The organism is Arthrobacter sp. Y-9 (assembly GCF_029690065.1).
In the GTDB taxonomy this organism is placed as follows: domain Bacteria; phylum Actinomycetota; class Actinomycetes; order Actinomycetales; family Micrococcaceae; genus Arthrobacter_E.
The window spans coordinates 2,963,098-2,985,819 of the sequence record NZ_CP121463.1; the positions used below are offsets into that span (position 1 = coordinate 2,963,098).

Annotated in this window: 23 protein-coding genes; 12 read left to right on the forward strand and 11 right to left on the reverse strand. The window is 70.9% G+C overall.

Features of this window, described 5'->3' with window-relative positions; genetic code table 11:
- Positions 1 to 38: 38 nt before the first annotated feature.
- Together P9849_RS13410 and menD are read right to left on the reverse strand one after the other, a co-directional pair.
- Positions 39 to 677, reverse strand: a complete 639-nt coding sequence (locus P9849_RS13410; RefSeq protein ID WP_278267230.1) for a hypothetical protein — start codon at positions 675 to 677, stop codon at positions 39 to 41.
- A gap of 149 nt (positions 678 to 826) precedes the next feature.
- Positions 827 to 2,485: a 2-succinyl-5-enolpyruvyl-6-hydroxy-3-cyclohexene-1-carboxylic-acid synthase gene (gene menD / locus P9849_RS13415; protein ID WP_278267231.1), complete on the reverse strand. Its 1,659-nt coding sequence runs from the start codon at positions 2,483 to 2,485 to the stop codon at positions 827 to 829.
- Between the two features lie 344 nt (positions 2,486 to 2,829).
- On the opposite strand from menD, the gene P9849_RS13420 reads away from it, so the two are divergent.
- The 8 genes from P9849_RS13420 to P9849_RS13455 all read left to right on the forward strand — a co-directional run bounded on the left by P9849_RS13420 (position 2,830) and on the right by P9849_RS13455 (position 11,959).
- Positions 2,830 to 2,943: a potassium-transporting ATPase subunit F gene (locus P9849_RS13420; protein WP_278267232.1), complete on the forward strand. Its 114-nt coding sequence runs from the start codon at positions 2,830 to 2,832 to the stop codon at positions 2,941 to 2,943.
- Entirely contained in the window at positions 2,943 to 4,583 is a 1,641-nt protein-coding gene (kdpA, locus tag P9849_RS13425) for a potassium-transporting ATPase subunit KdpA (RefSeq protein ID WP_278267233.1), read from the forward strand. The genes P9849_RS13420 and kdpA overlap by 1 nt, the downstream gene beginning before the upstream one ends.
- A complete protein-coding gene (kdpB, locus tag P9849_RS13430) occupies positions 4,580 to 6,730 on the forward strand; it encodes a potassium-transporting ATPase subunit KdpB (RefSeq protein ID WP_278267234.1) in 2,151 nt (716 codons plus the stop codon). Before kdpA ends, kdpB begins: the two co-directional genes overlap by 4 nt.
- A 9-nt stretch (positions 6,731 to 6,739) precedes the next feature.
- Positions 6,740 to 7,348, forward strand: coding sequence for a potassium-transporting ATPase subunit C (locus P9849_RS13435; protein ID WP_278267235.1), 609 nt, complete (start codon positions 6,740 to 6,742; stop codon positions 7,346 to 7,348).
- A 70-nt stretch (positions 7,349 to 7,418) separates the two neighbouring features.
- On the forward strand, positions 7,419 to 9,998 hold the full coding sequence (locus P9849_RS13440; protein WP_278267236.1) for a DUF4118 domain-containing protein: 2,580 nt from the start codon (positions 7,419 to 7,421) through the stop codon (positions 9,996 to 9,998).
- On the forward strand, positions 9,995 to 10,669 hold the full coding sequence (locus tag P9849_RS13445; RefSeq protein WP_278267237.1) for a response regulator: 675 nt from the start codon (positions 9,995 to 9,997) through the stop codon (positions 10,667 to 10,669). The genes P9849_RS13440 and P9849_RS13445 overlap by 4 nt, the downstream gene beginning before the upstream one ends.
- Before the next feature lie 55 nt (positions 10,670 to 10,724).
- Positions 10,725 to 11,375 (forward strand): HAD-IA family hydrolase, encoded by a 651-nt coding sequence (locus tag P9849_RS13450; protein WP_278267238.1) that lies wholly within the window; start codon positions 10,725 to 10,727, stop codon positions 11,373 to 11,375.
- Between the two features lie 26 nt (positions 11,376 to 11,401).
- Positions 11,402 to 11,959, forward strand: coding sequence for an N-acetyltransferase (locus P9849_RS13455; RefSeq protein ID WP_278267239.1), 558 nt, complete (start codon positions 11,402 to 11,404; stop codon positions 11,957 to 11,959).
- Here P9849_RS13455 and P9849_RS13460 read toward each other — a convergent pair.
- Positions 11,945 to 12,742: an SDR family oxidoreductase gene (locus tag P9849_RS13460; protein ID WP_278267240.1), complete on the reverse strand. Its 798-nt coding sequence runs from the start codon at positions 12,740 to 12,742 to the stop codon at positions 11,945 to 11,947. The genes P9849_RS13455 and P9849_RS13460 overlap by 15 nt on opposite strands.
- Before the next feature lie 119 nt (positions 12,743 to 12,861).
- Between P9849_RS13460 and P9849_RS13465 the strand changes: the two genes are divergently transcribed.
- Entirely contained in the window at positions 12,862 to 13,095 is a 234-nt protein-coding gene (locus P9849_RS13465) for a type II toxin-antitoxin system ParD family antitoxin (protein ID WP_278267241.1), read from the forward strand.
- Positions 13,092 to 13,379 carry a type II toxin-antitoxin system RelE/ParE family toxin gene (locus tag P9849_RS13470; RefSeq protein ID WP_278267242.1) on the forward strand — a complete coding sequence of 96 codons (288 nt, stop codon included), beginning with the start codon at positions 13,092 to 13,094 and terminating at the stop codon, positions 13,377 to 13,379. Before P9849_RS13465 ends, P9849_RS13470 begins: the two co-directional genes overlap by 4 nt.
- A 25-nt stretch (positions 13,380 to 13,404) precedes the next feature.
- Here P9849_RS13470 and P9849_RS13475 read toward each other — a convergent pair whose 3' ends face one another.
- The 5 genes from P9849_RS13475 to P9849_RS13495 all read right to left on the reverse strand — a co-directional run bounded on the left by P9849_RS13475 (position 13,405) and on the right by P9849_RS13495 (position 17,537).
- Positions 13,405 to 13,710: a hypothetical protein gene (locus tag P9849_RS13475; RefSeq protein WP_278267243.1), complete on the reverse strand. Its 306-nt coding sequence runs from the start codon at positions 13,708 to 13,710 to the stop codon at positions 13,405 to 13,407.
- A 76-nt stretch (positions 13,711 to 13,786) separates the two neighbouring features.
- Positions 13,787 to 14,785 (reverse strand): glycosyltransferase family 4 protein, encoded by a 999-nt coding sequence (locus P9849_RS13480; RefSeq protein ID WP_278267244.1) that lies wholly within the window; start codon positions 14,783 to 14,785, stop codon positions 13,787 to 13,789.
- Positions 14,782 to 15,174, reverse strand: coding sequence for a 6-carboxytetrahydropterin synthase (locus P9849_RS13485; RefSeq protein WP_278267245.1), 393 nt, complete (start codon positions 15,172 to 15,174; stop codon positions 14,782 to 14,784). Before P9849_RS13485 ends, P9849_RS13480 begins: the two co-directional genes overlap by 4 nt.
- A 2-nt stretch (positions 15,175 to 15,176) precedes the next feature.
- Positions 15,177 to 16,184 carry a dehydrogenase gene (locus P9849_RS13490; RefSeq protein WP_278267246.1) on the reverse strand — a complete coding sequence of 336 codons (1,008 nt, stop codon included), beginning with the start codon at positions 16,182 to 16,184 and terminating at the stop codon, positions 15,177 to 15,179.
- Positions 16,185 to 16,313: 129 nt separating this feature from the next.
- Entirely contained in the window at positions 16,314 to 17,537 is a 1,224-nt protein-coding gene (locus P9849_RS13495) for an MFS transporter (protein WP_278267247.1), read from the reverse strand.
- Between the two features lie 72 nt (positions 17,538 to 17,609).
- Between P9849_RS13495 and P9849_RS13500 the strand changes: the two genes are divergently transcribed.
- On the forward strand, positions 17,610 to 18,482 hold the full coding sequence (locus P9849_RS13500) for a LysR family transcriptional regulator (protein ID WP_278267248.1): 873 nt from the start codon (positions 17,610 to 17,612) through the stop codon (positions 18,480 to 18,482).
- Positions 18,483 to 18,525: 43 nt separating this feature from the next.
- Here the strand turns inward: P9849_RS13500 and P9849_RS13505 are convergent, their stop codons facing one another.
- The 3 genes from P9849_RS13505 to P9849_RS13515 form a co-directional block, all read right to left on the reverse strand.
- Complete coding sequence (locus P9849_RS13505; protein ID WP_278267249.1) at positions 18,526 to 18,825, reverse strand: hypothetical protein; 300 nt, start codon at positions 18,823 to 18,825, stop codon at positions 18,526 to 18,528.
- Between the two features lie 12 nt (positions 18,826 to 18,837).
- Positions 18,838 to 20,586, reverse strand: a complete 1,749-nt coding sequence (locus P9849_RS13510; RefSeq protein WP_278267250.1) for a C39 family peptidase — start codon at positions 20,584 to 20,586, stop codon at positions 18,838 to 18,840.
- Positions 20,587 to 20,773: 187 nt separating this feature from the next.
- Positions 20,774 to 21,292, reverse strand: a complete 519-nt coding sequence (locus tag P9849_RS13515; protein WP_278267251.1) for an XRE family transcriptional regulator — start codon at positions 21,290 to 21,292, stop codon at positions 20,774 to 20,776.
- A gap of 22 nt (positions 21,293 to 21,314) precedes the next feature.
- On the opposite strand from P9849_RS13515, the gene P9849_RS13520 reads away from it, so the two are divergent.
- A complete protein-coding gene (locus P9849_RS13520) occupies positions 21,315 to 22,553 on the forward strand; it encodes a benzoate/H(+) symporter BenE family transporter (RefSeq protein WP_278267252.1) in 1,239 nt (412 codons plus the stop codon).
- Positions 22,554 to 22,722: the final 169 nt, after the last annotated feature.

Consider the following 22,722-nt stretch of genomic DNA (forward strand, 5'->3'; position numbering starts at 1 on the left):
CCGGCATCGTATGGAGCAGTCGATCGGCGTTTAAGGAGTCACCACGACGCCGGGCAGGCGATGTCACCGGCCGGGATGACCGGCTTGCGCACGCCCTCCGCTCCGGCGACGGCGACCGTGAGACGGAGGCACACGGCGTCGCGCCCGTGGACGAGGAAGCCGCCCGGCCACCAGGTGTAGGGCGTCACGGAAGTCGGGCATGCGGTGAAGGTGATCGAGGTGTTGCCCTCGCGGGCGCCGTACTGCGCCACGAGGCCGACCTTTGCCTGCTGGTCCGGCGCCACGGTCACCGTGACAGTGCGGCCGGCCCGCACGAAGAACGGGTCCTTCATCCACTGGACAGCTCCATCGAACTGCGGGGTGGCCGCGCCGGAGAAGTTGTCCCGGATGAAGAGCGGGTCGAGGGAGATCACCTGGCGGGTCGGGTCGAAGCCCCTGGCGTCCGTCTGGCCCTGCCGGCAGCCGGCGTCGTAGTGACCGGCGGGCGGGGCGGCGCTGGTGGCGACCGGCGTCGCGCTGTCCGACGACGACGGCGGCGGCGCACTCCGCGCGGTTGACGCACCATCCGGCGCGCCCGCCGGAGTGCATCCCGTCAGCGTCCCGACGACGACGAGCGCCGCCGAGAGTATGGGTCGTCCGATCCCTGAGGCGCTCCACCCCCTTGCTCCCCCGAACATGCCCCCAGGTTACGCCGCCGCTCCGGCTCCCGGAACCCCGGCTCCCGGAACCCCGGATCCCACCCCATCGACTGCTCCATACGATGCCGAAACACCCGGAAATCCGGGAAAAACGACATCGTATGGAGCAGTCGATCGGAAGAGCGAGGTCAGAGTGCTGCGCGGATGCGGGCGTGGAGGTCCCGGAGGCCGCCGCGCGAGCACCGGACCTCCAGCACGCTGCGGCCCCGCACCGGTTCCGCCAGGGCCGCGTCGAGTTCCGCCGTCGTCGTCACGGCGCGGTGCGGCACCCCGTAGGCGGCGGCCAGCGCGTCGAGGCGGACGGTGTGCGGGGTGCCGAAGAGGCGTTCGACGGCGGGCTCGTAGCCCCCGCGCAGCCCGCCGTGCTCGAGGGTGCTGAAGATCGCGCCGCCCTGGTCGTTGAGGACCACCACGCGCAGATCCGGCTCCTCCTCCCCCGCGCCGAGGAAGAGGCCACCGGCGTCGTGCAGGAAGGTCACGTCACCGCAGAGCAGCGTGGTCTCGCGGCCCGACCCCAGGGCCACGCCGACCGCCGTCGAGGTCATGCCGTCGATCCCGGCGAGGCCCCGGTTGGCGTGGACCGTGGCCAGGGGTTCCCGCGTGGGAGCGGCGGCCAGGTCGGCGTCGCGGATGCCGTTGGACGAGCCGAGCACGAGCTGCCCCCGGGCCGCCGCCCACACCGCCGCGGCGACGGCAGGCCCGGTGAGTCCGGGTTCCCCGGCGAGCACCTGCTCGATGCCGTGCTGGGCCTTCTCCCCCGCCAGCAGCCAGGTGTCGAGCCAGCCCTCCGGCGCACGCCCGGCGAACTCGGAAAGCTCCCGCAGCGTCGCGACCGGGCGTTCGAGGCGTCGTCCCGGCTGGTACCAGGCCACGGGGACCGGCTCGTAGAGCGCCAGCGGGATGTCCTGGCGTGCGAGGAGCGCGGTGACGGGACGCGACAGCGTCGGGCGCCCGAACACCACCACCCGTTCCAGCGGCTCGGCGGACTCTGGGCCGAAGCGGTCCAGCAGGAGCCGGTACGGCCCCACGGCGTTCGGACCGAAGCGCGCGTTGGAACTCGGCTCCGCAGCCAGCGGCAGCCCGTGGGTGCGGGCGAACGCCTCGGCGATCGGCCCGGCGTCGTGCCCGGCCAGCACCAGGGTGCGGTGTTCGGCGAGGCCGTCCGGGGCGTCGTAGTGGATCGGCGCGGGGTCCGGGGCGAAGTGGAACGGCCGGCGCTCGGAGACGGCGGGGAACTCCGCGTCCGCGCCGGGCAGGAGGGGGTCGCGGAACGCGAGATTCACCTGGACCGGGCCTGGCGGCAGCTCCTCGAAGGCGCCGGTCGCGGCGCTCAGGGCGGTCCGGACACCGCGCTGTGGGTCGTCCCCGGCGGGCACGTCCACGGCGAACCGCGCATGCTCCCCGAACAGATCCATCTGCTCCGTGGTCTGGCTGGCGCCGGTGCCGCGCAGTTCCAGGGGCCGGTCGGCGGAGAGCACCACGAGCGGCGCCGCGACATGGTCGGCCTCCATGACAGCCGGCAGAAGGTTGCCCACGGCGGTCCCGGACGTCACGACGACGGCGGCAGGGGCCCCGCTGCCCAGGATCACGCCCAGCGCGGTGAAGGCCGCCGCGCGCTCGTCGATGCGCACGTGCAGGGTGATGCGTCCCTCGGCTTCCGCTTCCGCGAGCGCATACGCGAGCGGCGCCGACCGCGAGCCCGGTGAGACGGCCACGTGCCGCACACCGCCGTCGAGCAGTTCAGCGACGACGATCCGGGCGGAGGCGAGGGCGGAGAGCTCAGTCACCAGACCAGTGTAGTGAGCGGCTTCGGGCACGCTCACGCCGCGCCGTCGCCGCTCTCGCGCGCCCCGGGCGATACCCGCGTAAAGGAAGTGCAAAGGTTCCCTCCCGGCGCATCAAGGAAGCGTAAAAGGCGGCGTCAACGGCCCCGCACAGGACTTCACTGAAGGGGTGGGCCGCGGCGCGGTCCGGGGTGCGGTGTGAACCGCACCCAGTGCGAATGGTCCGCCCGCACCGGGCGGCGAAAGGAACGTGAGATGGACGACGTGATCGCGGTGGGGGTCTTCGTGCTCCTGTCCGGCGCCATGGTCTGGCTGGCCAGTGCGATCGACAAGGTGGTGGGACGGAAATGACCGTCGACGTCCTGGTCTGGGCCCTCCTGGGGCTGGTGGCGGCTGCGCTGCTGGTCTACCTGGTGGTCTCCCTCATCTCTTCCGACAAGTCTTCCGACAAGGGGCAGTGATGCAGTACTCCTGGCTGTCCTTCCTCACGCAGATCGCCGTTCTGCTCCTGCTCCTGGGGGTGCTTCACAAGCCCCTGGGTCTCTACCTGCATGCCGCGCTGGAGGGCCGTAAGGACTCCCGCGTGGAGCGGGTCCTCTTCCGCCTGTCCGGAGTGTCCTCGTCCCGTGAACAGGGCTGGCTCGGGTACACCCGCAGCGTGCTCGCGTTCTCGATCGTCTCCGTCCTGGTGATCTACCTGCTGCTGCGGCTCCAGGGGCTCTACACGCCCGGCGGCCCGGCCGCGGTGGACCCGTGGACGTCCATGAACACCGCCATCTCGTTCGTCACCAACACGAACTGGCAGGTGTACGTCCCGGAGACGACGCTCGGCTTCGGAGCCCAGATGGCCCTGCTGGCCGTGCAGAACTTCCTCTCCGCGGCGGTCGGCATCTGTGTGGCCGTGGCCCTCATGCGCGGCCTCACCCGCTTCGGCACCAGCCACCTGGGCAACTTCTGGGCCGACCTGGTCCGGATCACCCTCCGGGTGCTGCTTCCCCTCGCTGTGGTCGGCGCGCTCGTGCTCGTGGTGGCCGGCGTGGTCCAGAACTTCTGGAGCGGCACCGTGACCAACCCCTTCACCGGGGCGTCTCAGACCCTCCCGGGCGGTCCCGTCGCGAGCCAGGAGGCCATCAAGCTCCTGGGCACCAACGGCGGCGGCTACTTCAACGCCAACTCCTCCCACCCGTTCGAGAACCCGAACTCCTTCACCTCCCTCTTCGAGGTGTTCCTCATCCTCCTGATCCCCTCGGCGCTGCCGTATGTCTTCGGGCGCATGGCCGGCGACGCCCGTCAGGGCTACACGGTGCTCGGTGTGATGGGCGGCCTCTGGGCCCTCACGACGACGGCGATGGCCTGGGCTCTGGCCGCTTTCCCGGGTGCCGGCGAGGGTCTGGAGCAGCGCTTCGGCCCGGCGGCGAGCGGTGTGTTCGCCTCCGCCACCACGCTGACGTCCACGGGCGCCGTGAACGCGGCGCACGACTCCCTGCCACCCCTGGCCGGTGGCCTGGCCATGGTCAACATGATGCTGGGCGAAGTGGCTCCGGGCGGGGTGGGGTCCGGGCTGTACGGCATGCTGGTGATCGCCGTGGTCACGGTGTTCCTGGCCGGGCTCATGGTCGGCCGCACGCCCGAGTACCTGGGCAAGAAGGTCCAGGCCCGGCACATGACGCTCGCCGCGCTGTACCTCCTGGTGGTGCCCGTCCTGGTCCTGGTCCTGTCCGGCATCGCCGTGCTCGTCCCGGGGATCCTCTCCCAGGCGCCGGCCCAGGGACCCCACCAGTTCAGCGAGGTCCTGTACGCCTTCACCTCCGGCGCCAACAACAACGGCTCGGCGTTCGGAGGCATCACGAGCTCGGGTCCGGCGCTGTCCACCATGCTCGGCATCGCCATGTGGCTCGGGCGCTTCGTGGGCATCGTGCTGGTGCTCGCGCTGGCAGGCGCGTTCGTCACCCAGCCCCGCGTTCCGGCGTCGGCCGGCACGCTTCCCACCCACGGCGGCTTGTTCGCCGTCATGCTCAGCACCGTCGCGGTCCTGCTGACCGCGCTCAACTACCTCCCAGCGCTCGCGCTGGGCCCGCTCGCAGAAGGCACCCTGTCATGAAGACCGCATTCGACGACACCACCACCCGCCCCGCAGCCGCTCCCGCACCCCGCGAGGAGGAGCTCTCCGGCCACAGCTACAAGCGCCGCAGCAGCTGGGACCGCAAGACCCTGCTGGGCGCGGTGCCCCTGGCCCTGAAGAAGTTCTCGCCCCGGGCCATGGCGCACTCCCCGGTCATGTTCACCGTCCTGGTGGGCACGGCGGTCTCTCTCCTGGTCTGCGTGGGACAGTTCGTCTCGGGCTCGCCGGAGGCCGGGTTCAGCCTGGCCGTGACCGTGTGGCTGGCCCTCACCGTCCTCTTCGGCAACTACTCGGAAGCCCTCGCCGAAGGCCGCGGCAAAGCCCAGGCGGACAGCCTGCGCGCCAGCCGGGAAGGCCTGAAGGCCCGGAAGCTCCACGGGGCCGGCGAGGAGATCGTCGCGGCGTCCGAACTCCACCGGGGTGACCTGGTGGTGTGCGAGGCCGGGGACGTCATCCCCTCCGACGGCGAGATCGTGGAGGGCCTGGCGATGGTGGACGAATCCGCCATCACGGGTGAGTCCGCCCCTGTGGTCCGCGAGTCCGGCGGCGACCGCTCCGCCGTGACGGGCGGCACCACGGTGCTCTCCGACCGGATCGTGGTCCGCATCAGCGCCGAGCCGGGGGCGACCTTCCTGGACCGCATGATCTCCCTCGTGGAAGGCGCCGAACGCAAGCGCACCCCCAACGAGATCGCCCTGCACGTCCTGCTCGTCGCCCTCACCATCACGTTCCTGGTGGTGACGGTGACCCTGGTCCCGTTCTCGCAGCTCGCCGGGGCGGTGCCGAGCCCCATCGTCCTGGTGGCCCTCCTGGTCTGCCTCATCCCGACCACCATCGGCGCCCTGGTGCCGGCCATCGGCATCGCCGGCATGGACCGCCTGGTGCAGCACAACGTCCTGGCCACGAGCGGACGCGCCGTGGAGACGGCCGGGGACATCACCACCCTCATGATGGACAAGACGGGCACCATCACCTACGGCAACCGCCGGGCCGTCGAGTTCATCCCCGCCCCGGGAGTGGCTCGGGAGGAGCTGCTGGAGGCCGCACGGCTCTCCTCGCTCGCCGACGAGACACCGGAAGGCCGGTCCATCGTGGAGCTGGCCGAGAGTTCCGGCGCCGCCCCCGCGCAGGGGCGGCCCACGCTGGAGGACCTGTTCAGCGGTCCGGACGCGGCCGAAGCCGTGGAGTTCACCGCGTCGACGCGGATGAGCGGCCTGGACCACCGCGGAGTGAAGGTGCGCAAGGGAGCGGCGGCCGCCGTCGGGCGCTGGGCCGAAGACGGCGGCAGCGCGCTTCCCGGCGCGGTGGCCGCCACCGTGGAGGAACTCTCCCGGCGCGGCAGCACCCCGCTGGTGGTCGCACGGCAGGACGCCCGGGGCGGCGTGGAGGTGCTGGGCACCGTGGAACTGGCCGACGTGGTGAAACCCGGCATCGCCGAGCGGTTCTCCACGCTGCGCACCATGGGCATCCGCACCGTCATGATCACCGGCGACAACCCGCTGACCGCGGCGGCGATCGCCGAGCAGGCCGGGGTGGACGACTACCTCGCCGAGGCCACCCCCGAGGACAAACTGGCCCGAATCCACGCCGAACAGGCCGCCGGACGGCTCGTGGCCATGACCGGCGACGGCACCAACGACGCCCCGGCGCTCGCCGCCGCGGACGTGGGGGTCGCCATGAACTCCGGGACGCAGGCCGCCAAGGAGGCAGCGAACATGGTGGATCTGGACTCGGATCCCACCAAGCTCCTGGACATCGTGGCGATCGGCAAGCAGCTGCTCATCACGCGCGGTTCGCTCACCACCTTCTCCGTGGCGAACGACGTCGCGAAGTACTTCGCGATCATCCCGGCCCTCTTCACCGTGGCGTACCCGGGCCTCGGGCTGCTGAACATCATGGGCCTGCACTCGCCGCAGAGCGCGATCCTCTCCGCCGTGATCTTCAACGCCCTGGTGATCGTCGCCCTCGTGCCGCTCGCGCTCAAGGGCGTGAAGTACCGCGCCGTGAGCGCCCAGAACGCGCTGCGGCGCAATCTGCTGGTGTTCGGCGTCGGCGGCCTGATCGCGCCGTTCCTCGGCATCAAACTCATCGACCTCGTGGTGGCTCTGCTGCCCGGACTCGCGTAGGAGCACCTCATGACCGCGACATTGCGACAATTCCGCGTGGCCTTCGTCCTGCTGGCCCTGCTCACCGTCATCCTGGGTGGGCTGTACCCCCTGGCGGTCTTCGGGCTCGGCCAGGCGATCGCCCCGGCGCAGGCGAACGGCTCCGTGCAGAGCGTGAACGGCTCGCCCGCCGCTTCCTCGCTCCTCGCCCAGCCCGTGCCGGAGACGGACCGCCGGTTCTTCTTCCCGCGGCCCTCCGCCGTGACCTGGGACCCGAAGACGTCCTCGGCGACCAACCTCGCCCCCACGGCGGCGGCCTTGAAGGAGGCGAAGGACACGGCGCGCACCGCCGTCGCGAACCGGGAAGGGGTGGACCGTTCGGCGGTTCCGGAGGACGCCGTGACGTCCTCCGCCTCCGGCCTGGACCCGGACATCTCCCCCGCCTACGCGGCGCTGCAGGCGCCGCGCGTGGCCCGTGCCACGGGGCTGCCCCTGGCCGAGGTGCAGACCCTCATCCAGCAGTCGACCACCACCGGGGTCGAATCGCTCCTGGGCCAGGAGTCCGTCAACACCACGACGCTGAACCTGGCGCTGGGGAAGCGCCTGCAGACGGCGCCACCTCAGACCGGAAACCGCTAGTGGAACGCCCGGGAAGCCGTCCGCCGAGGACCACCCGCGCTGTGAGGATCGGCGCTGTTAGGATCGGCGCATGAGACGCGGCCGGTTGCGGGTGTTCCTCGGGGCGGCCCCGGGCGTCGGCAAGACGTACGCCATGCTGGAGGAGGCCCACCGGCTCCGGGCCGCCGGCGAAGACGTGGTGGTGGCCGTCGCCCTCGATCACGGTCGGCCGCAGACGGCGCGGCTGCTCGACGGACTCGAGACGGTGCCTCTCCGCCGCCACACGCACCGCGGCGCCGCGCTGGAGGAGATGGACCTCGACGCCGTGCTGGAGCGTGCGCCGGCGGTCGCCGTCGTGGACGAATACGCTCACAGCAACGCCCCCGGCTGCCGGAACGAGAAGCGCTGGGAGGACGTGGAGGAACTCCTGGCCGCGGGCATCGACGTGCTCTCCACCGTCAACGTGCAGCACCTCGCCTCCCTCCACGACGTGGTCCAGGCCATCACCGGCACGCGGCAGCAGGAGACCATCCCGGATGCGGTCGTGCGGCACGCGGACCAGATCGAGCTCGTGGACATCGCGCCGGAGCTGCTCCGACAGCGGCTGAGCCAGGGCGACGTCTACCCGGCCGAGAACATCGACGCCGCCCTCGCCAACTACTTCCGCCTCGGCAACCTCTCCGCCCTCCGCGAGATCGCCCTGATCTGGCTCGCCGACCGGGTGGACGAGGGCCTGGCCCGATACCGCGAACACCAGGGCATCGAGGGCACGTGGCCCGCGCGCGAACGGATCGTGGTGGGCCTGACCGGCGGGCCTGAGGGCGAGATCCTGCTCCGCCGGGCCGCCCGCATCCTCTCCCGCGTGAACGACGGCGACCTCCTGGCCGTGCACGTGCGCCGCGCCGACGGCCTGGACGACGGTTCTGCCGGCCGGCTGGGCGCACAGCAGCGCCTGGTGGAGGATCTCGGCGGCCGCTTCGTCCACGTCTCCGGCGAGGACGTCGCAGCGTCCCTCCTCGACTACGCCCGGGGCGCGAACGCCACGCAGATCGTCATCGGGGTGTCCCGGCACGGGCGGCTCCACCAGCTGCTCGGCACCGGCGTGAGCAACGCCGTGGTGCGCGGTTCCGGGGACATCGACGTCCACCTCGTGACCCATCCCTTCACCGGGCGCCAGGCGGCCCTGCCGACCGCCGCCCCCTCGCTCGGGCGGCTGCGGACCACGCTGGGATTCGTGCTGGCGCTCGTGGGGCCCCCGCTCATCACGTTGCTCCTGTCCCCGTTCCAAGGGCTCGACCTGGCCACCCATGTGCTGGCGCACCTGTGCGTGGTCATCGCGGTCGCCTTCGTGGGCGGGCTCAAACCGGCGGTCCCGGCGGCGATCCTGGATTCGCTGCTGCTCAACTTCTTCGTCACGCCGCCGGTGGACACGTTCACCATCTCCGATCCGCAGAATCTCTTCGCCCTGATCGTGTTCCTCGGGGTCGCGATCGCCGTCTCGCTGGTGGTGGGCCTGTCCGCCCGGCGCAGCGTGGAGGCCCGGCGCGCGCGGGCCGAAGCGGTCACGCTGAGTGAGCTCGCGTCGTCGTCGCTGGCCAGCGACCAGAGCCCGGCGGACTTTCTGCGGCAGGTGCGGCAGGAGTTCTCGCTGGAGTCGGTGTCCCTGTTCGAGCGGGACGGCTCACAGCCTGCGGGCGACGACGCCGGCTGGCGGCTGAGCGCCTCCACCGGCGCCGGCGCGCCCGGCAGTCCGGAGGAGGCCGGCACCGCGGAGGAGCTCACCCCCACCGCACTGCTGGCCTGGAACGGCCGGGTCCTCTCGGGCGGCGAACGGCGGCTGCTCCGGGCGTTCGAATCCCATCTGCTCGCGCTGCTGGAACGGGACCGGCTGGCCTTGAGCCTGGCGGACACCGTCAAGCTCGCGGAGGGCAACCGCATCCGGACATCCCTGCTGCAGGCCGCGTCCCACGACCTCCGCACGCCGCTGGCCGGCATCGGTCTGGCCGCCACGGCCCTGCGGCGTCAGCGCGGCAAGATGACGGCGGAGGAAGAGGAGGAGATGCTGGAGACGATCGAGAGCTGCAACCACCGGCTGGAATCGCTGATCGCCAATCTTCTGGACATGTCCCGGATCTCGGGAGACGCCGTCACCGTGCTCCACGAGCCGGTCTCCTGGCTGGAGGTCGTCCCGGAAGCGCTGTCCGGCGTCGGCGAGGGCCAGGTGCGGGTGGAGCTCGCCCCGAATCTCCCGCCGGTCGACGCGGACCGGGGCCTGCTGGAACGGGCCCTGGCGAACCTCGTGGAGAACGCCGTCAAGCACGCCCCGGATTCCGGGGTGGTCCTCGTGGCGACGCCCGGTGGGCTTCTCGGCCCGGTGCTGGACGGCCGTCCCGCGAGTGAACTGCGCGTGGTGGACCACGGCGCCGGCGTGGCACAGGAGCGTCTGGCCGAGATGTTCCAGCCGTTCCGCCAACTGGATGCGCAGGCGAGCGGCCTGGGGCTGGGACTCGCGGTGGCACGGGGGTTCGTCGAAGCGATGGGCGGAGAACTCACCGCCGAGCCGACGCCGGGCGGCGGCCTGACGATGGTGGTCCGGCTCCCGCTCTACGCGGGGCCGCACTCGCACGGCATAGCTCTCGGAACACGCGAAGGACAGGAGGAGCAGGCATGAGGAAGGTCCTCGTGGTGGACGATGAGCCGCAGCTGCTCCGCGCCCTCCAGATCAATCTGCGAGCGGAGGGGTACGACGTCGCGGTGGCCGCGGACGGCGCCTCGGCGCTGCGTGCCGCCGCCGACAACCCGCCGCACGTGGTGGTCCTGGACCTCGGCCTGCCGGACATGGAGGGCACCGAGGTGATCCACGGTCTGCGCGGCTGGACCGAGGTCCCGATCATCGTGCTCTCGGCACGGCACGGCTCCTCGGACAAGGTGGAAGCGCTCGACGCCGGGGCGGACGACTACGTCACCAAGCCCTTCGGCCTCGACGAACTGCTGGCCCGGATGCGCGCGGTGGAGCGGCGCAGGGTGCAGGATTTCGCCCCCGGAGTGGTGGAGGCCGGGGCGCTCCGCATCGACCTCTCCGCCTCCTCGGTCACCCGCGACGGCGAGCGGGTGCACCTCACGCCGCGAGAATGGGCCGTGCTCCAGCTCCTGGTGGAGAACTCCGGGAAGCTCGTCACCCAGCAGCACCTGCTGCGCTCGGTCTGGGGTCCGGCGTACACCGAGGAGACCCAGTATCTGCGCGTCTACCTCGCCCAGCTGCGCCGGAAGCTGGAGCGGGACCCGGCCCATCCGGAGCACCTCGTGACCGAGCCCGGCATGGGGTACCGCTTCGTCCCGTGAGGTCCGGCTTCCACAGCCTGCGCGCCCACCCCGGGTCGCCCCGTAGGGTGGGTTCATGGGAGACATCATGAACGTCAAGGCGATCCTGCTCGACATGGACGGCACCCTGGTGGATTCGTCCGCCGTGGTGGAGAGGCTCTGGACCGAGTGGGGCGAGTCCCACGGCCTCGACCCCGAGCGGGTTCTCAGCGTGATCCATGGCCGCCAGGGCCAGGAGAGTATGGCGGTCCTGCTCCCGGAGCGTGAGCACGAGCTCAATCTGGCGGAGAACCAGGCCATGCTGGTCCGTGAAGTCCGCGAACTCGACGGCGTCCGTGAGGTGCCGGGAGCGCAGGTCTTCCTGCGAGCGCTGGAGGGGACGCCGCACGCGCTCGTCACCTCGGCCACCCTGGAGCTCGCCACGGCCCGGATGTCGGCGGCCGGAGTTCCGTTGCCGCCCCTCATGGTCAGTGCGGAGGACGTGCGGAACAGCAAGCCTCACCCGGAGGGCTTCCTCGCGGCCGCCCGTGCTCTGGGCGCAGCTCCCGAGGAGTGTGTGGTGTTCGAGGACTCCTCAGCGGGGATCGCCGCCGCCCGGGCGGCCGGCATGACCGTGGTGGGCGTGGGAACCGCATCCGCGGCGCACGGCCCGGACGTGCACGTGAAGGACCTGACCGGCGTCGAGGTCACCCGCGACGGCGGACAGGTCGTCCTGCGCTTTCCGTGAGCCGCGCGGAGTGGCAGGCTGGACCCATGCCCCTTCTCATCAGGCCTGAGACGCCTGCGGACTTCGCCGTCATCCGGACCCTGACCGCGGACGCGTTCCGCAGCGCGCCCCATGCGGCCCCGCCTGTCGACGGCACCACCGATCCTGGCGAGGCGGTCCTCGTCGAGTGGCTGCGGGAGGACCCCGGCTACCTGCCGGAGCTGGCCCTCGTCGCGGAGGAGGACGGGGCCATGGTGGGTCACATCATGACGACGCGCGGCACCCTCGACGGCGGCGGCGCCCGGCCGGTTCCCGCGCTCGGTCTCGGTCCGCTGTCGGTGCTCCCGTCCGCGCAGCGCCGGGGCATCGGTGCCGCGCTGCTGGCCGCGACCGTGGACGCCGCCGTGCTCCTGGGCGAACCGCTCATCGCGCTGCTCGGCGATCCCGGTTACTACGGCCGCCACGGCTGGGTCGCGGCGTCCCGTCACGGCGTCGGCTCGCCGGATCCCGCCTGGGGCGACTACTTCCAGGTCCGCCTGCTTCCGGCCTACGACGGCGAGCGCGGCACCTTCCGCTACGCGGAGCCCTTCTCACGCTTCGAGTGAGTCCCCGTCAGGGTCCTTCCGGAACTGGTGCAGGAGGTGCAGAGGGCCGGTTCCCCCGCCGCCGTCGACCGGCAGCGTGATCCCGGTGATCCAGGAGGCGTCGTCCGAGGCGAGGAAGGCGATCGCCGCGGCGATGTCCTCCGGCTCCCCCACCCTGCCCAGCGGGTACACCGGGGCGAGCCTGTCCGGGCCGCCCTGGTCGTCCCAGACGGGTGTCCGGATCGTTCCGGGGGCCACGACGTTGATCCTCACCCCGGCCGGTCCCAGCTCCACGGCGAGATTCTTGGCCAGGACCACGAGCCCGGCCTTGGCGGACGAGTAGGACTCCCCGCCCCACGCCTGCAATCCGTTGACCGAGCTCACCAGGACGATCGCTCCTCCCGGGCCCAGATGCGGCGCGACCGCGCGGATGCAGCGCATGGGGCCGCTCAGGTTGAGGTCGAGCGTCCGGTTCCAACCGTCGTCGTCCATCCCGTGCAGGAGTCCGGGGTGCCGCAGGGCGCCGCCCGCCACGTTGACGAGGGCGTCGAGCCGGCCGAAGCGCTCCACCGCGGCCGCGACGGCGCTGTCCACGGACTCGCGGTCCGTCAGATCGCACGGCACCACCAGGGTGCGGTCCGGATCGCCGAGATCCTCCGCGACGCGCGTGGCGCCCTCGGTGTTCCGCTCCGCGAGCACCAGCGTGGCGCCCTCCGCGAAGAGGCGCCGTGCCGTGGCCGCGCCGATCCCCTGGGCCGCCCCGGTCAGGAACACCACCCGTCCCCCAAAACGATTCATGGTCATGACCTCACGCTAGGCCACAGTCACGGCCCGGACCAGGGGTGGGTTTCCACCGCTCCTCTCCGGGTCCACGTCCCGCGCGACACCTGTTCGCGATTACCAATTATTGGTACTTTGAAGGCATGAGCAGCAACACCTCGATCAGCCTGGACGAGCACTCCGCCGCCTTCCTGGCCAGGGAAGTGAAATCCGGGCGCTTCCGGACGGCGAGCGAGGCCGTGCGTGCCGGGCTGCGGCTGCTGGAGGACCAGGAAACCCACCTGGCAGCGCTCCGGGCCTCCCTCGCCGAGGGCGAATCCAGCGGAACTCCCGAGCCGTTCGACCTCGAAGCGTTCATCGCCGAGAAGAAGGGATGAGCTTCCGGCTCACCCCCGCCGCGCGAGCCGACCTGTCCTCCATCTGGGACTACACCGCGGAGCGCTGGGACACGCGGCAGGCGGAGACCTACATCCGTGAGCTCCACGCTGCAATGGAACGCATCGCCGAAGACCCCGCCCGGGGAAGGACCTGCGATGAGATCCGTGCGGGGTACCGGAAGTATGCCATCGGCAGCCACCTGATCTTCTACGTGGTCGCCGCCGACGGCGTCGACGTGATCAGAGTCCTGCACCAGCGCATGGACGCGGGCCGACACCTGTAGGGCCGGCTTCTTCGCCGGTGACCGTCTACCGCTTGGCCGAGGAGACTCTGAGCCGGATGGTCCAGACGAGCCCGATGAGGGCGCCCGCCGCCACGACTCCGCAGATCCCCGTGAGGATCTCGCTGAGCGGGGTGCCCAGGAGCGGCGTCTCGACACACTGATCGGCGTCGCCATAGCCAGCGGAGGCTGGACAGCCCCGCACCCTGGAGGTCAGCAGTGGCACGACGATGATCATCAGGAACACCAGCAGCGCCGTCCAGGACCACCACTCCGTCCAGGGCCAGACAAGCGCTCTTCGTCGTCGCGCCACGGCTTCCTCGTTTCTCCGCACCGGGTCTTGTCTTCGCGAGACTAGTGCGATCAGGTGCGAAGTTCCAGATGTGACCCGCCACTCAACAGGGCGCACCTCACCCGCGCAGGAGCGCGCGCACGGTCTCGGCGGTCTCCGTCCAGCTGGGAAGGGCCGCACGCCGGAGCAGAGCCGCTTCCCGCCACCGGGCCGCGAGCTCTCGATCCTCCAGCCAGGCCGCCAGAGTCTTCGCCAGAGCGTCCGGCCCGCCGTCGAGATCCAGCGCCGTGCCCGCACCGCCTGCACCGAGAGCCTCCTCCGCCCCGGTTCCCCGGCGGACGACCGCCGGAACCCCGTGCGCCAACGACTCCTGCACGGCCATGCCGAAACTCTCGCGCTCGGACACCAGGACACTGAGGTCCACGGCGCGCCATGCGTCCTCCAGAGCCTGGCCGTCGAGCTCGCCCGCCAGGCGGATGCGGTCCTCCAGGCCGTGACGCGCGACGGCGGCCGCGACCCGCGCGGCATACGCCGGTTCCGCGTCCGGCGAACCGATGAGGGACGCCGTCCAGGGCAGTTGAGCGAGCCGGGCGAGCGCCTCGACGAGCAGAAGCTGACTCTTGTTCGGCAGCAGGGCCGCGACGCAGACGATCCGCGGCGGATGCGATCCCACCGCGGGTTCGGCCGGCTGCGTTCCGGGCCGGGCTACGTGGACCCGGTCCAGGCCGTACAGCGACTCGAGCCGGGCGGCCGCGAAGGAGCTGGGGCAGATGACGCCGGTCGCCGCGGCGAGGGCCCGGCCCTCCAGCCCGGCGATGTCGGGGAACGCCATATGCGAGAGCACCCACACCCGGGTGTCGGCCTGGACGGCGGCTTCGATGGCGTCCGGGGCGCCGGCCGCGACCAGGCCGTCGACGACCACGAGAGGCGCGGCGCGGAGGGCCCGGGCCAGGGACTCGCGGTCCTCGGGGCGCCCGGGCGGCCACGCGCCGTCGAGCGCCATCACCTCGGTGCGGACGCCGAGCGCTTCCAGGTGCTCCACGAGCCGGGCGTTGTAGACGTTGCCGCCGGAGCGGTGCCCGATGTTGCCCGGGACGATGAAGCGGAGGGTGGTCATCGCCCCCGGCCGAGGTCGAGCGAATACCCGGCCCACGCGTCGGGGTTCTCGCGGAGGGTGACGTCGAGCCCGGCGAGGCCGGCGTCGTCGGGGAGCTTCTCCGCGAGCTGTTCAGCGATGTGCCGGGCGAGGAATTCGGTGGTGGTGAGCCGTCCGGCGAATTCGGGCAGCTCGTCCAGATTCTTGTAGTTCAGCCGGTCGAGGATCTCCTGGAGCAGGTCCCCCGCCGCGCCGATGTCGATGACCACGGAGTCCTCGTTGAGCTCCGCGCGCCGGAAGCCGACCTCCGCCACGAACGTCGCACCGTGCAGCCCCTGGGCGGGACCGAAGGACTCGCGCGGGAGGCTGTGGGCGATCATGAAACTGCGACGGACGGTGAGACTGAACATGGTCATTCCTCCGGTTGCGGGGCACGGTAGCTGACGACGGCGCAGGCGCTCCCACCGCCGTCGTCGGCCAGGTTCTCCATGGTGGCCGGCAGGTCGGCGAAGCTGGTGTCCTGGCTGAGAAAAAGGTCGAAGGCAGGGTCCTCCAGGAGGCCGACGGCGGTGGTAAGGCGGTCCGCGGTGCTGCGGCGATGACGGCGTGCCTTCGAGACCACCCCCACCTGGCTGGCGATGATCGAGAGGCGGCGGGCGTGGAAGTCCTCGCCGAGCGGCACCTCGACCGGCTTGTCGCCATACCAGGAAAGCTCGATGACCGTGGCTTCGTCGCCGGCCAGCTGGAGGCTGCGGTGCAGGCCGTCGCTGGTCGCGGAGCAGTGGAAGACGAGGTCGCAATCCGCCTGCGCCTCGTCCGGGTGGGCGAACGCGATGCCCAGCTCCTCGGCGATCCGTTCCTTGGCCGGATCCACCTCCACGAGTTCCAGGCGGTCCAGCGGGAACTTCCGCAGGAGCGCCGCCAGCGTGCCACCCAGCAGCCCTCCCCCGACGACGGCGACCCGGTCTCCCAGCCGCGGCCCGGCTTCCCAGAGGGCGTTGAGCGCCGTCTCCACCATGCCGGTGAGGACCGCGCGGCGGGGTGGCACGCCGTCGGGAATCCTGGTGAGCTCGCTGACCGGGACGACGTAGCGGTCCTGGTGCGGGTGGAGGCAGAAGACCGCCTGGCCCGTCCAGTCGTCGGGGCCGTGCTCGACGACGCCGACCGAGAGGTAGCCGTACTTCACGGGCGCGGGGAAGTCTCCGTCCTGGTGCGGGGCGCGCATGGCGTCGGCGACGCTGTCCGGGACCTGGCCCTGATGGACGAGCAGCTCGGTGCCGCGGCTGATGCCGGAGTAGAGGGTCCTGACGAGGGCTTCGTCGGCTCCGGGCTCGGGGAGTTCCTCCGTGCGGAGTTCGCCCTCCCCCGGGCGGACGGTCCAGTAGGCGGTGGCGTGGCGGCGGTGCTCTGGAATGGTCATCGTGCTTTCGAATCTAGCCCGGTGCCGTGGGGCGGCGGAAGCCCCCCTGTGAGCGGGGGCGCCGCCCCGATGAGATCAGTGCCCGATCACGCCCCACAGGTCCACGGCGACCTTGGTCGCCGCAGGTCGCTACCCGCCCTCGAGCACGCCTTGCCTCCTGCGGTTCGCTCTCGGGCCATGATGCCAGCTAAGAAGCAGCAACGGCGCGAAGAGCGCGACGGCGGTCAGGACCGCTCCCGTGATGACGAACGCCCCTCCGATGCCCCACAGCTCGATGAGCGATCCTCCGGCGAACATTCCCACGGCTGTGCCACTCTCCACGACGACGAGCTGACCGCTGAGGAGCGCGCCCCGGTCGGGTCCATCGGTGCGCTCGGCGATGAGGCGGGTGATGGTCGCGAACCCCATGGCGGCCCCCGATCCGCCGATCAGCCCGCCGACGGCATAACCCCCTTCCTGCGGCCATATCCCCATCAGCACCCACGCGGCGCCATTCACGGTCCACCCGAGCGCGGCCAAGGACAGGCTCGGCGCAACCCAGGGCAGACGTCCGACAGTGAGCGTGGCGATGACGGCTCCGAGTGCGTAGCTACTGAGCCCGATCGCGTAGAAGTAGCCCGGACGATGCTGTAGCTCCCCTTGGATGGCGAGGCCGAGCGAGAAGGCGAACCAGGTCGCGCCCGCCGTCGCACGGATGATCCATCCGGCCCGGATGTCCGGGAAGCGTTTCAGAAGGGTGCGCAGCTTCGGGACGGACCCAGGCTTGTGGTCCGCACTCCTGAGGTCTGGGCTGCGCACCGTCAGCGTCAGCAACGCGCCGACGCTGATCGCCGCGGCTTCGGCGAAGAGCAGACCGGTCCCGTACCCCGCGGCGACGACGAGAGCCCCCACCGCCGGTCCGACGATGCTCGTGGCGCGTGAGGCCGCCTCCTGCCAGGCGAGAATCCGGACCGGCGATCCAGTGCGCTCCTGTTCCAGTTCAGCCAGCAACGTCTGGCGTCCGGGGAGCGTCAAAGTACGCCCCGCGCCGGACACGAGGCCCGCCCCGAGGAGAACTCCAGCGGTCAGATGTCCGGAAACCGTGGCGACCGGCACCAGCAGCGCCCCGACCGCTTCAAGGAGAGTCAACGCCGCGAGCACCGCGGGCCGGGCGGCAGCGTGACGCAGCCTTCTCGCCCACCACGGGGACAGCAGCAAAGGCAACGCCATGGCGCCGCTCACGACGCCGGTGAGCGCCGCGGAGCCCGTCTCACTGAGCACGATGAGCGGCAAGGCGACGAACGCCGCACGCGAACTCACGTCGATGATGACGGCGGCCGAGAAGAGTGTGGCCGTGGGTCGGAAGGAGGACATGAACTCATCCTCGGCGGAAACCGGACTGGAGAGTAGGCACTCATTCTGTCCGCCAAGACATAGCATTTGACTATGGCCCTCAGACCGGATGTTGATGACTTGGAGCTGGTCTGGACGGTGTCCCAGGTGGGATCGATTGGTGCGGCCGCGCGGAGGCTGAGAATCTCCCAGGCGTCGGCTTCGGTGCGATTGACCCGCCTGGAACGGCGGATGGGGGTTTCGCTGTTCACCCGAGGGCCACGCGGCGCCGCACCCACAGCAGCGGGCTACGAGATGGCCAGGCGCGCCGAGCACATCCTGGGCCACCTCGACGGAATAGTCGACGACATCCGCTCGGCTACAACCGATCCGCCTCTGAGGATCGGGTGCTTTCACGGGCTCGCCGACACTGTTCTGCCCCTCATCGATTCGCAGCGAAACGGGCGGACGATCACCCAGGCGGTGGATCACGGGCTCACCCTCATCGACTGGGTCGCGGAAGGTATGCTCGACGCCGCCATCGTGTCGGTGGCCGGACAGCGGCGCCTTCCTGCCGACGTGACGGGCCATGACATCGGTCGCGACGAGATGGTGGTCCTCATCCCTGACGGCGCGCCGCATCCCACCGCTGGACGCCTGCCGCTGTCCGGGTTGTCTCTGCCCACGTCAACGTACGACCTCCGAGATCATGACCTCACGGCACGGGTTGTCGCGCTCGGAGGTACTCCACGGTTGGGCGCCACCGTGACGGGAACGATCCGCATGGCACGCCTCGCAGGTGAGCCTGCCATCATCCCCCGCAGTTCCGCCGTCGCCGAACGCCTGCCCGGCGACAGGATCACGAGTCTCCCCTTCACCTGGAGCGTCCGCCTCAGCATGATCACACGACCGGAACCGGATGGAGCCCTGCTGCGCCTTGCCAAGATGCTGACATCCCGCTTGGAGCTGACCTCGCACTCCCGTTGACGCCTCGCCTCGGCCCGGCAAAGCAACACGCGAATGGAGGGGGTTACATCCCTCGCCATCCAAGGAGCCGGCTGAGGAAGGTGCCCTTCCGCTCCCCCTTGCCCATCAACCGGTCATGGAGCGCGGGCGTGTCAGGTGGGAACGCGTCGCGGATGTTCTCGCTCGCGAGCGTCACGGGGCGTCCTGCCAGCACCGCTTCCTTGGCCGGAGTCCATCCCTCAACCGCGAGGTACCAGCCGGCGGTCAGGCGAGTGTCGCCGTCGGGGAGGCCGATTTCGATGACGGCCTGACCGTCATCCAGCCATCCCCACCCGGGACAGCCCCGTTCGCAGTCCACTCCCACACGTGAGACTCCCTATCCGATCTGCCAGAAGACGGCGCCGGCGTTGCGGTCGAAGGGGTCCAGGGATTGATAGAACCACAGGGTGTCGGGGTGATACCAGTCGTTGACCGTGCCGGCATAGGGATTGCGGACGTAGGTGGCGCCGCTGCTCGAGAAGCCTGAAAGCGTGATGGCGTGAGTGGTGCCCGGCCAGGTGATGGATGCCGGGCCCCGCATGAGCGCGACGACGGAGTGACCGGCCTTCAACGAAGCGCGCAGAGCCGCGACGTTCGTGATCGGGGTGGCCTTCACCCCGTAGTACTTGGCGGCCGCGACGATCGAGCGCGAACCGGCCCCGGAGACGGTGCGGTTGTAGTCACCCAGACGGTTCATCGTCAGCGCGACACCGTACGGAGTGGTCTTGATGCCCTCGGACCACAGCGCCATCGCGGTGGCCGTGGGGACGCAGCCGGAGGGTCCGATGAGCCTGATGCCCACGCGGATGTTCGCCCAGCGGGGATCATTCTGCCGCCAGACCACCGGCGCCGGGCGCCGGATCGCCGCTGACCCTCCGCTCAGGCGGGTCTCCGGCGCATACCCCGCTTTCGAGCCACTGACGCGGAGAATGAGGCGCTTGCCCAGGTCCGCGGAGACCATCTTGTAGTTCAACCCGGTCGCGGTGGGGATCGCGATCCCGTTCCGGTACCACTGGTACCGGAACGAGGTTCCTGCGGTCCAGACGCCGGTTCTTCCCAACAGCGCCTCGCCCAGGACCGTCTGCCCCGCGTAGCTGGGCGCCGCGGTCTTCAGCACCCGCGGCACGATCACGCCCCGGATGCTTGCCCTGGTCGCGGCGGCATAGCCGGCCTTCGTTCCGCTGACTCGCACGGCAACCGACTTGGTCACATCAGCGGCGCCCACCGTGTAACTGGAACGGGTGGCGCCGGCGATCGGGGCGCCGTCGCGCAGCCACTGATACGTGAAGGCCGTCCCGGACGTCCAGGCGCCGGGCTGCGCGGTCAGCACGGAGCCGAGTTTGACCGTCCCCGCCAGTGTCGGAGCCGACGTCGTCATCAGCCTCAGCACCGACACGGGGGCGGACGTCTTCACGCCCTCCAGGTAGCCGGCCAGAGCGCCGGTGATCCGCACCGAGACGTTCTGCCCGCCGTCGTCGGACGTCAGAAGGTACGTCGGCCGGGTGGCTCCCGAGATCTCCGCGCCGTTGCGCAGCCACTGGTAACTGAGGGTCGAGCCGGCCGGCCACGCGCCGGGGACGGCTGTCAGGGTGCTGCCCTGGACTGCGGTGCCGGTGATGGTGGGCATCGCGCCGGGCAGCTGGACCGGCACCGTGAGGGGGACGGACTTCACCTGGACCGGCTCCGAGCCCTCGTGGGCGCCGGTGACGAGCACACTCAGTTTCGCTCCGGCGTCGGCGGCCGTGATGGTGTAGGTAGCCGATGTCGCGCCCTCGACAGGGACGCCGTCACGCAGCCACTGGAAGGTGAGCGTCACGTCCGGTTCCCAGCCTGCGGCCACCGCCCGGATCGTCTGCCCTGTCGCCGCCGGGCCCTCGAGCGTCACCGCGCCCGGGACGATGGCGTGGGGTTCCGGCTCGGACGTCACCGTCGGCACCGGGGACGACGTCGGGTCAGGTTCCGGTGTCACCCCGACGGACGGCGAAACCGACGGTTGCGGCTCGTCCAATGCCTGTGCTGTCGGGCCGGTCACGAGCGCCGACAGCGTCAGCGCCACGGTGCACAGAGCGACGGAACCGGCCCGCATGACGCCCAAGATCGCCGTGCGATCCCTCTGAACCCGACTGCCGACCATTTCGCCCCCAACGTCGCCCTGGATTGTTCATCCATCTTCCAGAAAAACCGGCGGGAAAGCCAGGGATTCCGCTCGGCCTGCGGCTCGCGGCGGAGTCGGGACCCACGACGTCGGCCGCCGGCCAGGCGCGGGCGCCGCGCTACGGAAGCGGGGTCATGATCGTCAGCACGCCTTCTCCGGAACCCTCCGGGCTGGCGTAGTGGTGTCGGTCGTCGCTGGTCCAGGTGAAGGAATGTCCCGCCTCGACGGTGACCGTCTCGCCGACCGGCCCGACGTGAAGGGCGCCTTCGGTGACCACCAGGTGCTCGATCACGCCAGGCCCGTGGCCGGGCGAGGTGTGCGCCGCGCCCTCCGGGATCTCGATGATGAAGACCTCGACCGTGTGCCGCTCATTCCGCCGGACGGACAAGAGGGTGGTGCGCATCCCGCCGCTCGACTCGGAGATCGCGCCGGGCGATTCGCCCACGAGGGCGGTGAGCGGGACGTTGAGCGGCGCGCACAGGGAGTACAGCGTCTCGACGGTGGGGTTGCGCTTGCCCGATTCGATCTCGGACAGCGTGCCCTTGCCGATCCCGGCTTCGCGGGCGAGGTGCGTGAGCGTCATCCCCCGCGCCTCCCGCAAGGCGAGGACGTTGCGACCGATATTGAGCGAAGTCATTCACCCATGGTACGTTCCACATATGGAACGTTCTGTAGATGGAACGCGGGAGGGTGGGCTTTCCGCTCCGCTGACCGCCGGTGTGGTGTGCGCGGTCGTGGGATTCGCCGCCACGTTCGCCGTCGTGCTCGGAGGTCTCCAGGCCGTCGGCGCCACGCCCGGACAGGCGACCTCCGGCCTCATCATGGTGACCCTCATGGTGGGCGCGGCCTCCTTGCTGCTCTCCTGGCGTCACAGGATCCCGCTCGTGGCGGCGTGGTCGACCCCGGGTGCGGCACTGCTCATGAGCACGCAGGCGGTCCCCGGAGGATGGCCCGCAGCGGTGGGCGCCTTCCTGGTCTGCGGGGTCCTGCTCACCCTCACCGGACTGTGGCCGTTCCTCGCCACCCTCGTCGGCAGGATCCCGCCCCACATCGCCCAGGCGGTGCTGGCCGGGGTCCTCCTGCCGTTGTGCGTGGCCCCGTTCAAGGAATTGCAGAGCAGCCCTCTCGCCATCCTTCCGGTGCTCGTAGCCTGGCTCCTGATCGGTTGGTGGCGGCCCCGGTGGGCCGTCCCCGGTGCCCTCGTCGTCGCCGTCGTCGTGGTCGCGGTGAGTGCCAGCGGGTCGGCGGTGAACCTCAGCGGGTCCACGTTCATCCCGCGCCTCGAATTCGTCGCGCCGGTCTTCGACCTTCAGGCGATCGCCGGGATCGCCCTGCCGCTGTATCTCATCACCATGGCGTCCCAGAACATCCCCGGGGCGGCGATCCTCGGAAGTTTCGGGTACCAGGTGCCCTGGCGGTCGGGGATCGTGACCACAGGCGCAGGAAGTCTCATCGCGGCGCCCTTCGGCGGGCACGCGGTCAATCTTGCGGCCATCAGCGCAGCCCTGGCGGCCGGGCCCGAAGCCGGACCGGCGCATCGCCGCTGGCTCGCAGGGGTGTCGGCCGGCGCGACCTACATCCTGCTCGGGCTGGGCGCGGCGAGCCTCTCCGTCATCATGCTCGCCGCCCCGCCAGGCGTCCTCGCGGCGCTGTCCGGCGTGGCTCTCATCGGGACCCTCGCGTCCGCGCTCGCCGGCGCCGTCGCTGACAGGGCCCACTGGGACTCCTCGGCCGTGACCTTCATCGTCGCCGCCTCCGGGTTCTCGGCCTGGGGCTTCAGCTCGGCATGCTGGGCCCTGGCCGCAGGGCTCCTCGTGCAGTTCCTCCGCAGGCGTGCGGGCGCTTCGCCTCAGAAGGCGCCGAGCCGGGTTCCTCCCCTCACCGGCAGCCGGAAATAGGCCTTCCCCTGCACGACGGCGGGACACGGGACGCAGCGGAAGCGCATCACCGCTGGCGCTGGCGCCAGCCGGCCCACAGCATTTAAGGTGGCGAGTAGCGATTACTGCAATCGCTTGATTAACTCGCGGAGGACCCCATGTCGTACAGCACCCCACCTGCCGGACCGGG

What these genes read in the sequence shown, in the direction of transcription:
- P9849_RS13410 (WP_278267230.1), bottom strand. Translation starts at nt 677, where the DNA reads ATGTTCGGGGGAGCAAGGGGGTGGAGCGCCTCAGGGATCGGACGACCC.
- P9849_RS13420 (WP_278267232.1), top strand. Translation starts at nt 2,830, where the DNA reads ATGACCGTCGACGTCCTGGTCTGGGCCCTCCTGGGGCTGGTGGCGGCT.
- kdpA (WP_278267233.1), top strand. Translation starts at nt 2,943, where the DNA reads ATGCAGTACTCCTGGCTGTCCTTCCTCACGCAGATCGCCGTTCTGCTC.
- kdpB (WP_278267234.1), top strand. Translation starts at nt 4,580, where the DNA reads ATGAAGACCGCATTCGACGACACCACCACCCGCCCCGCAGCCGCTCCC.
- P9849_RS13435 (WP_278267235.1), top strand. Translation starts at nt 6,740, where the DNA reads ATGACCGCGACATTGCGACAATTCCGCGTGGCCTTCGTCCTGCTGGCC.
- P9849_RS13440 (WP_278267236.1), top strand. Translation starts at nt 7,419, where the DNA reads ATGAGACGCGGCCGGTTGCGGGTGTTCCTCGGGGCGGCCCCGGGCGTC.
- P9849_RS13445 (WP_278267237.1), top strand. Translation starts at nt 9,995, where the DNA reads ATGAGGAAGGTCCTCGTGGTGGACGATGAGCCGCAGCTGCTCCGCGCC.
- P9849_RS13450 (WP_278267238.1), top strand. Translation starts at nt 10,725, where the DNA reads ATGGGAGACATCATGAACGTCAAGGCGATCCTGCTCGACATGGACGGC.
- P9849_RS13455 (WP_278267239.1), top strand. Translation starts at nt 11,402, where the DNA reads ATGCCCCTTCTCATCAGGCCTGAGACGCCTGCGGACTTCGCCGTCATC.
- P9849_RS13460 (WP_278267240.1), bottom strand. Translation starts at nt 12,742, where the DNA reads ATGACCATGAATCGTTTTGGGGGACGGGTGGTGTTCCTGACCGGGGCG.
- P9849_RS13465 (WP_278267241.1), top strand. Translation starts at nt 12,862, where the DNA reads ATGAGCAGCAACACCTCGATCAGCCTGGACGAGCACTCCGCCGCCTTC.
- P9849_RS13470 (WP_278267242.1), top strand. Translation starts at nt 13,092, where the DNA reads ATGAGCTTCCGGCTCACCCCCGCCGCGCGAGCCGACCTGTCCTCCATC.
- P9849_RS13480 (WP_278267244.1), bottom strand. Translation starts at nt 14,785, where the DNA reads ATGACCACCCTCCGCTTCATCGTCCCGGGCAACATCGGGCACCGCTCC.
- P9849_RS13485 (WP_278267245.1), bottom strand. Translation starts at nt 15,174, where the DNA reads ATGTTCAGTCTCACCGTCCGTCGCAGTTTCATGATCGCCCACAGCCTC.
- P9849_RS13490 (WP_278267246.1), bottom strand. Translation starts at nt 16,184, where the DNA reads ATGACCATTCCAGAGCACCGCCGCCACGCCACCGCCTACTGGACCGTC.
- P9849_RS13495 (WP_278267247.1), bottom strand. Translation starts at nt 17,537, where the DNA reads ATGTCCTCCTTCCGACCCACGGCCACACTCTTCTCGGCCGCCGTCATC.
- P9849_RS13500 (WP_278267248.1), top strand. Translation starts at nt 17,610, where the DNA reads ATGGCCCTCAGACCGGATGTTGATGACTTGGAGCTGGTCTGGACGGTG.
- P9849_RS13510 (WP_278267250.1), bottom strand. Translation starts at nt 20,586, where the DNA reads ATGCGGGCCGGTTCCGTCGCTCTGTGCACCGTGGCGCTGACGCTGTCG.
- P9849_RS13515 (WP_278267251.1), bottom strand. Translation starts at nt 21,292, where the DNA reads ATGACTTCGCTCAATATCGGTCGCAACGTCCTCGCCTTGCGGGAGGCG.
- P9849_RS13520 (WP_278267252.1), top strand. Translation starts at nt 21,315, where the DNA reads ATGGAACGTTCTGTAGATGGAACGCGGGAGGGTGGGCTTTCCGCTCCG.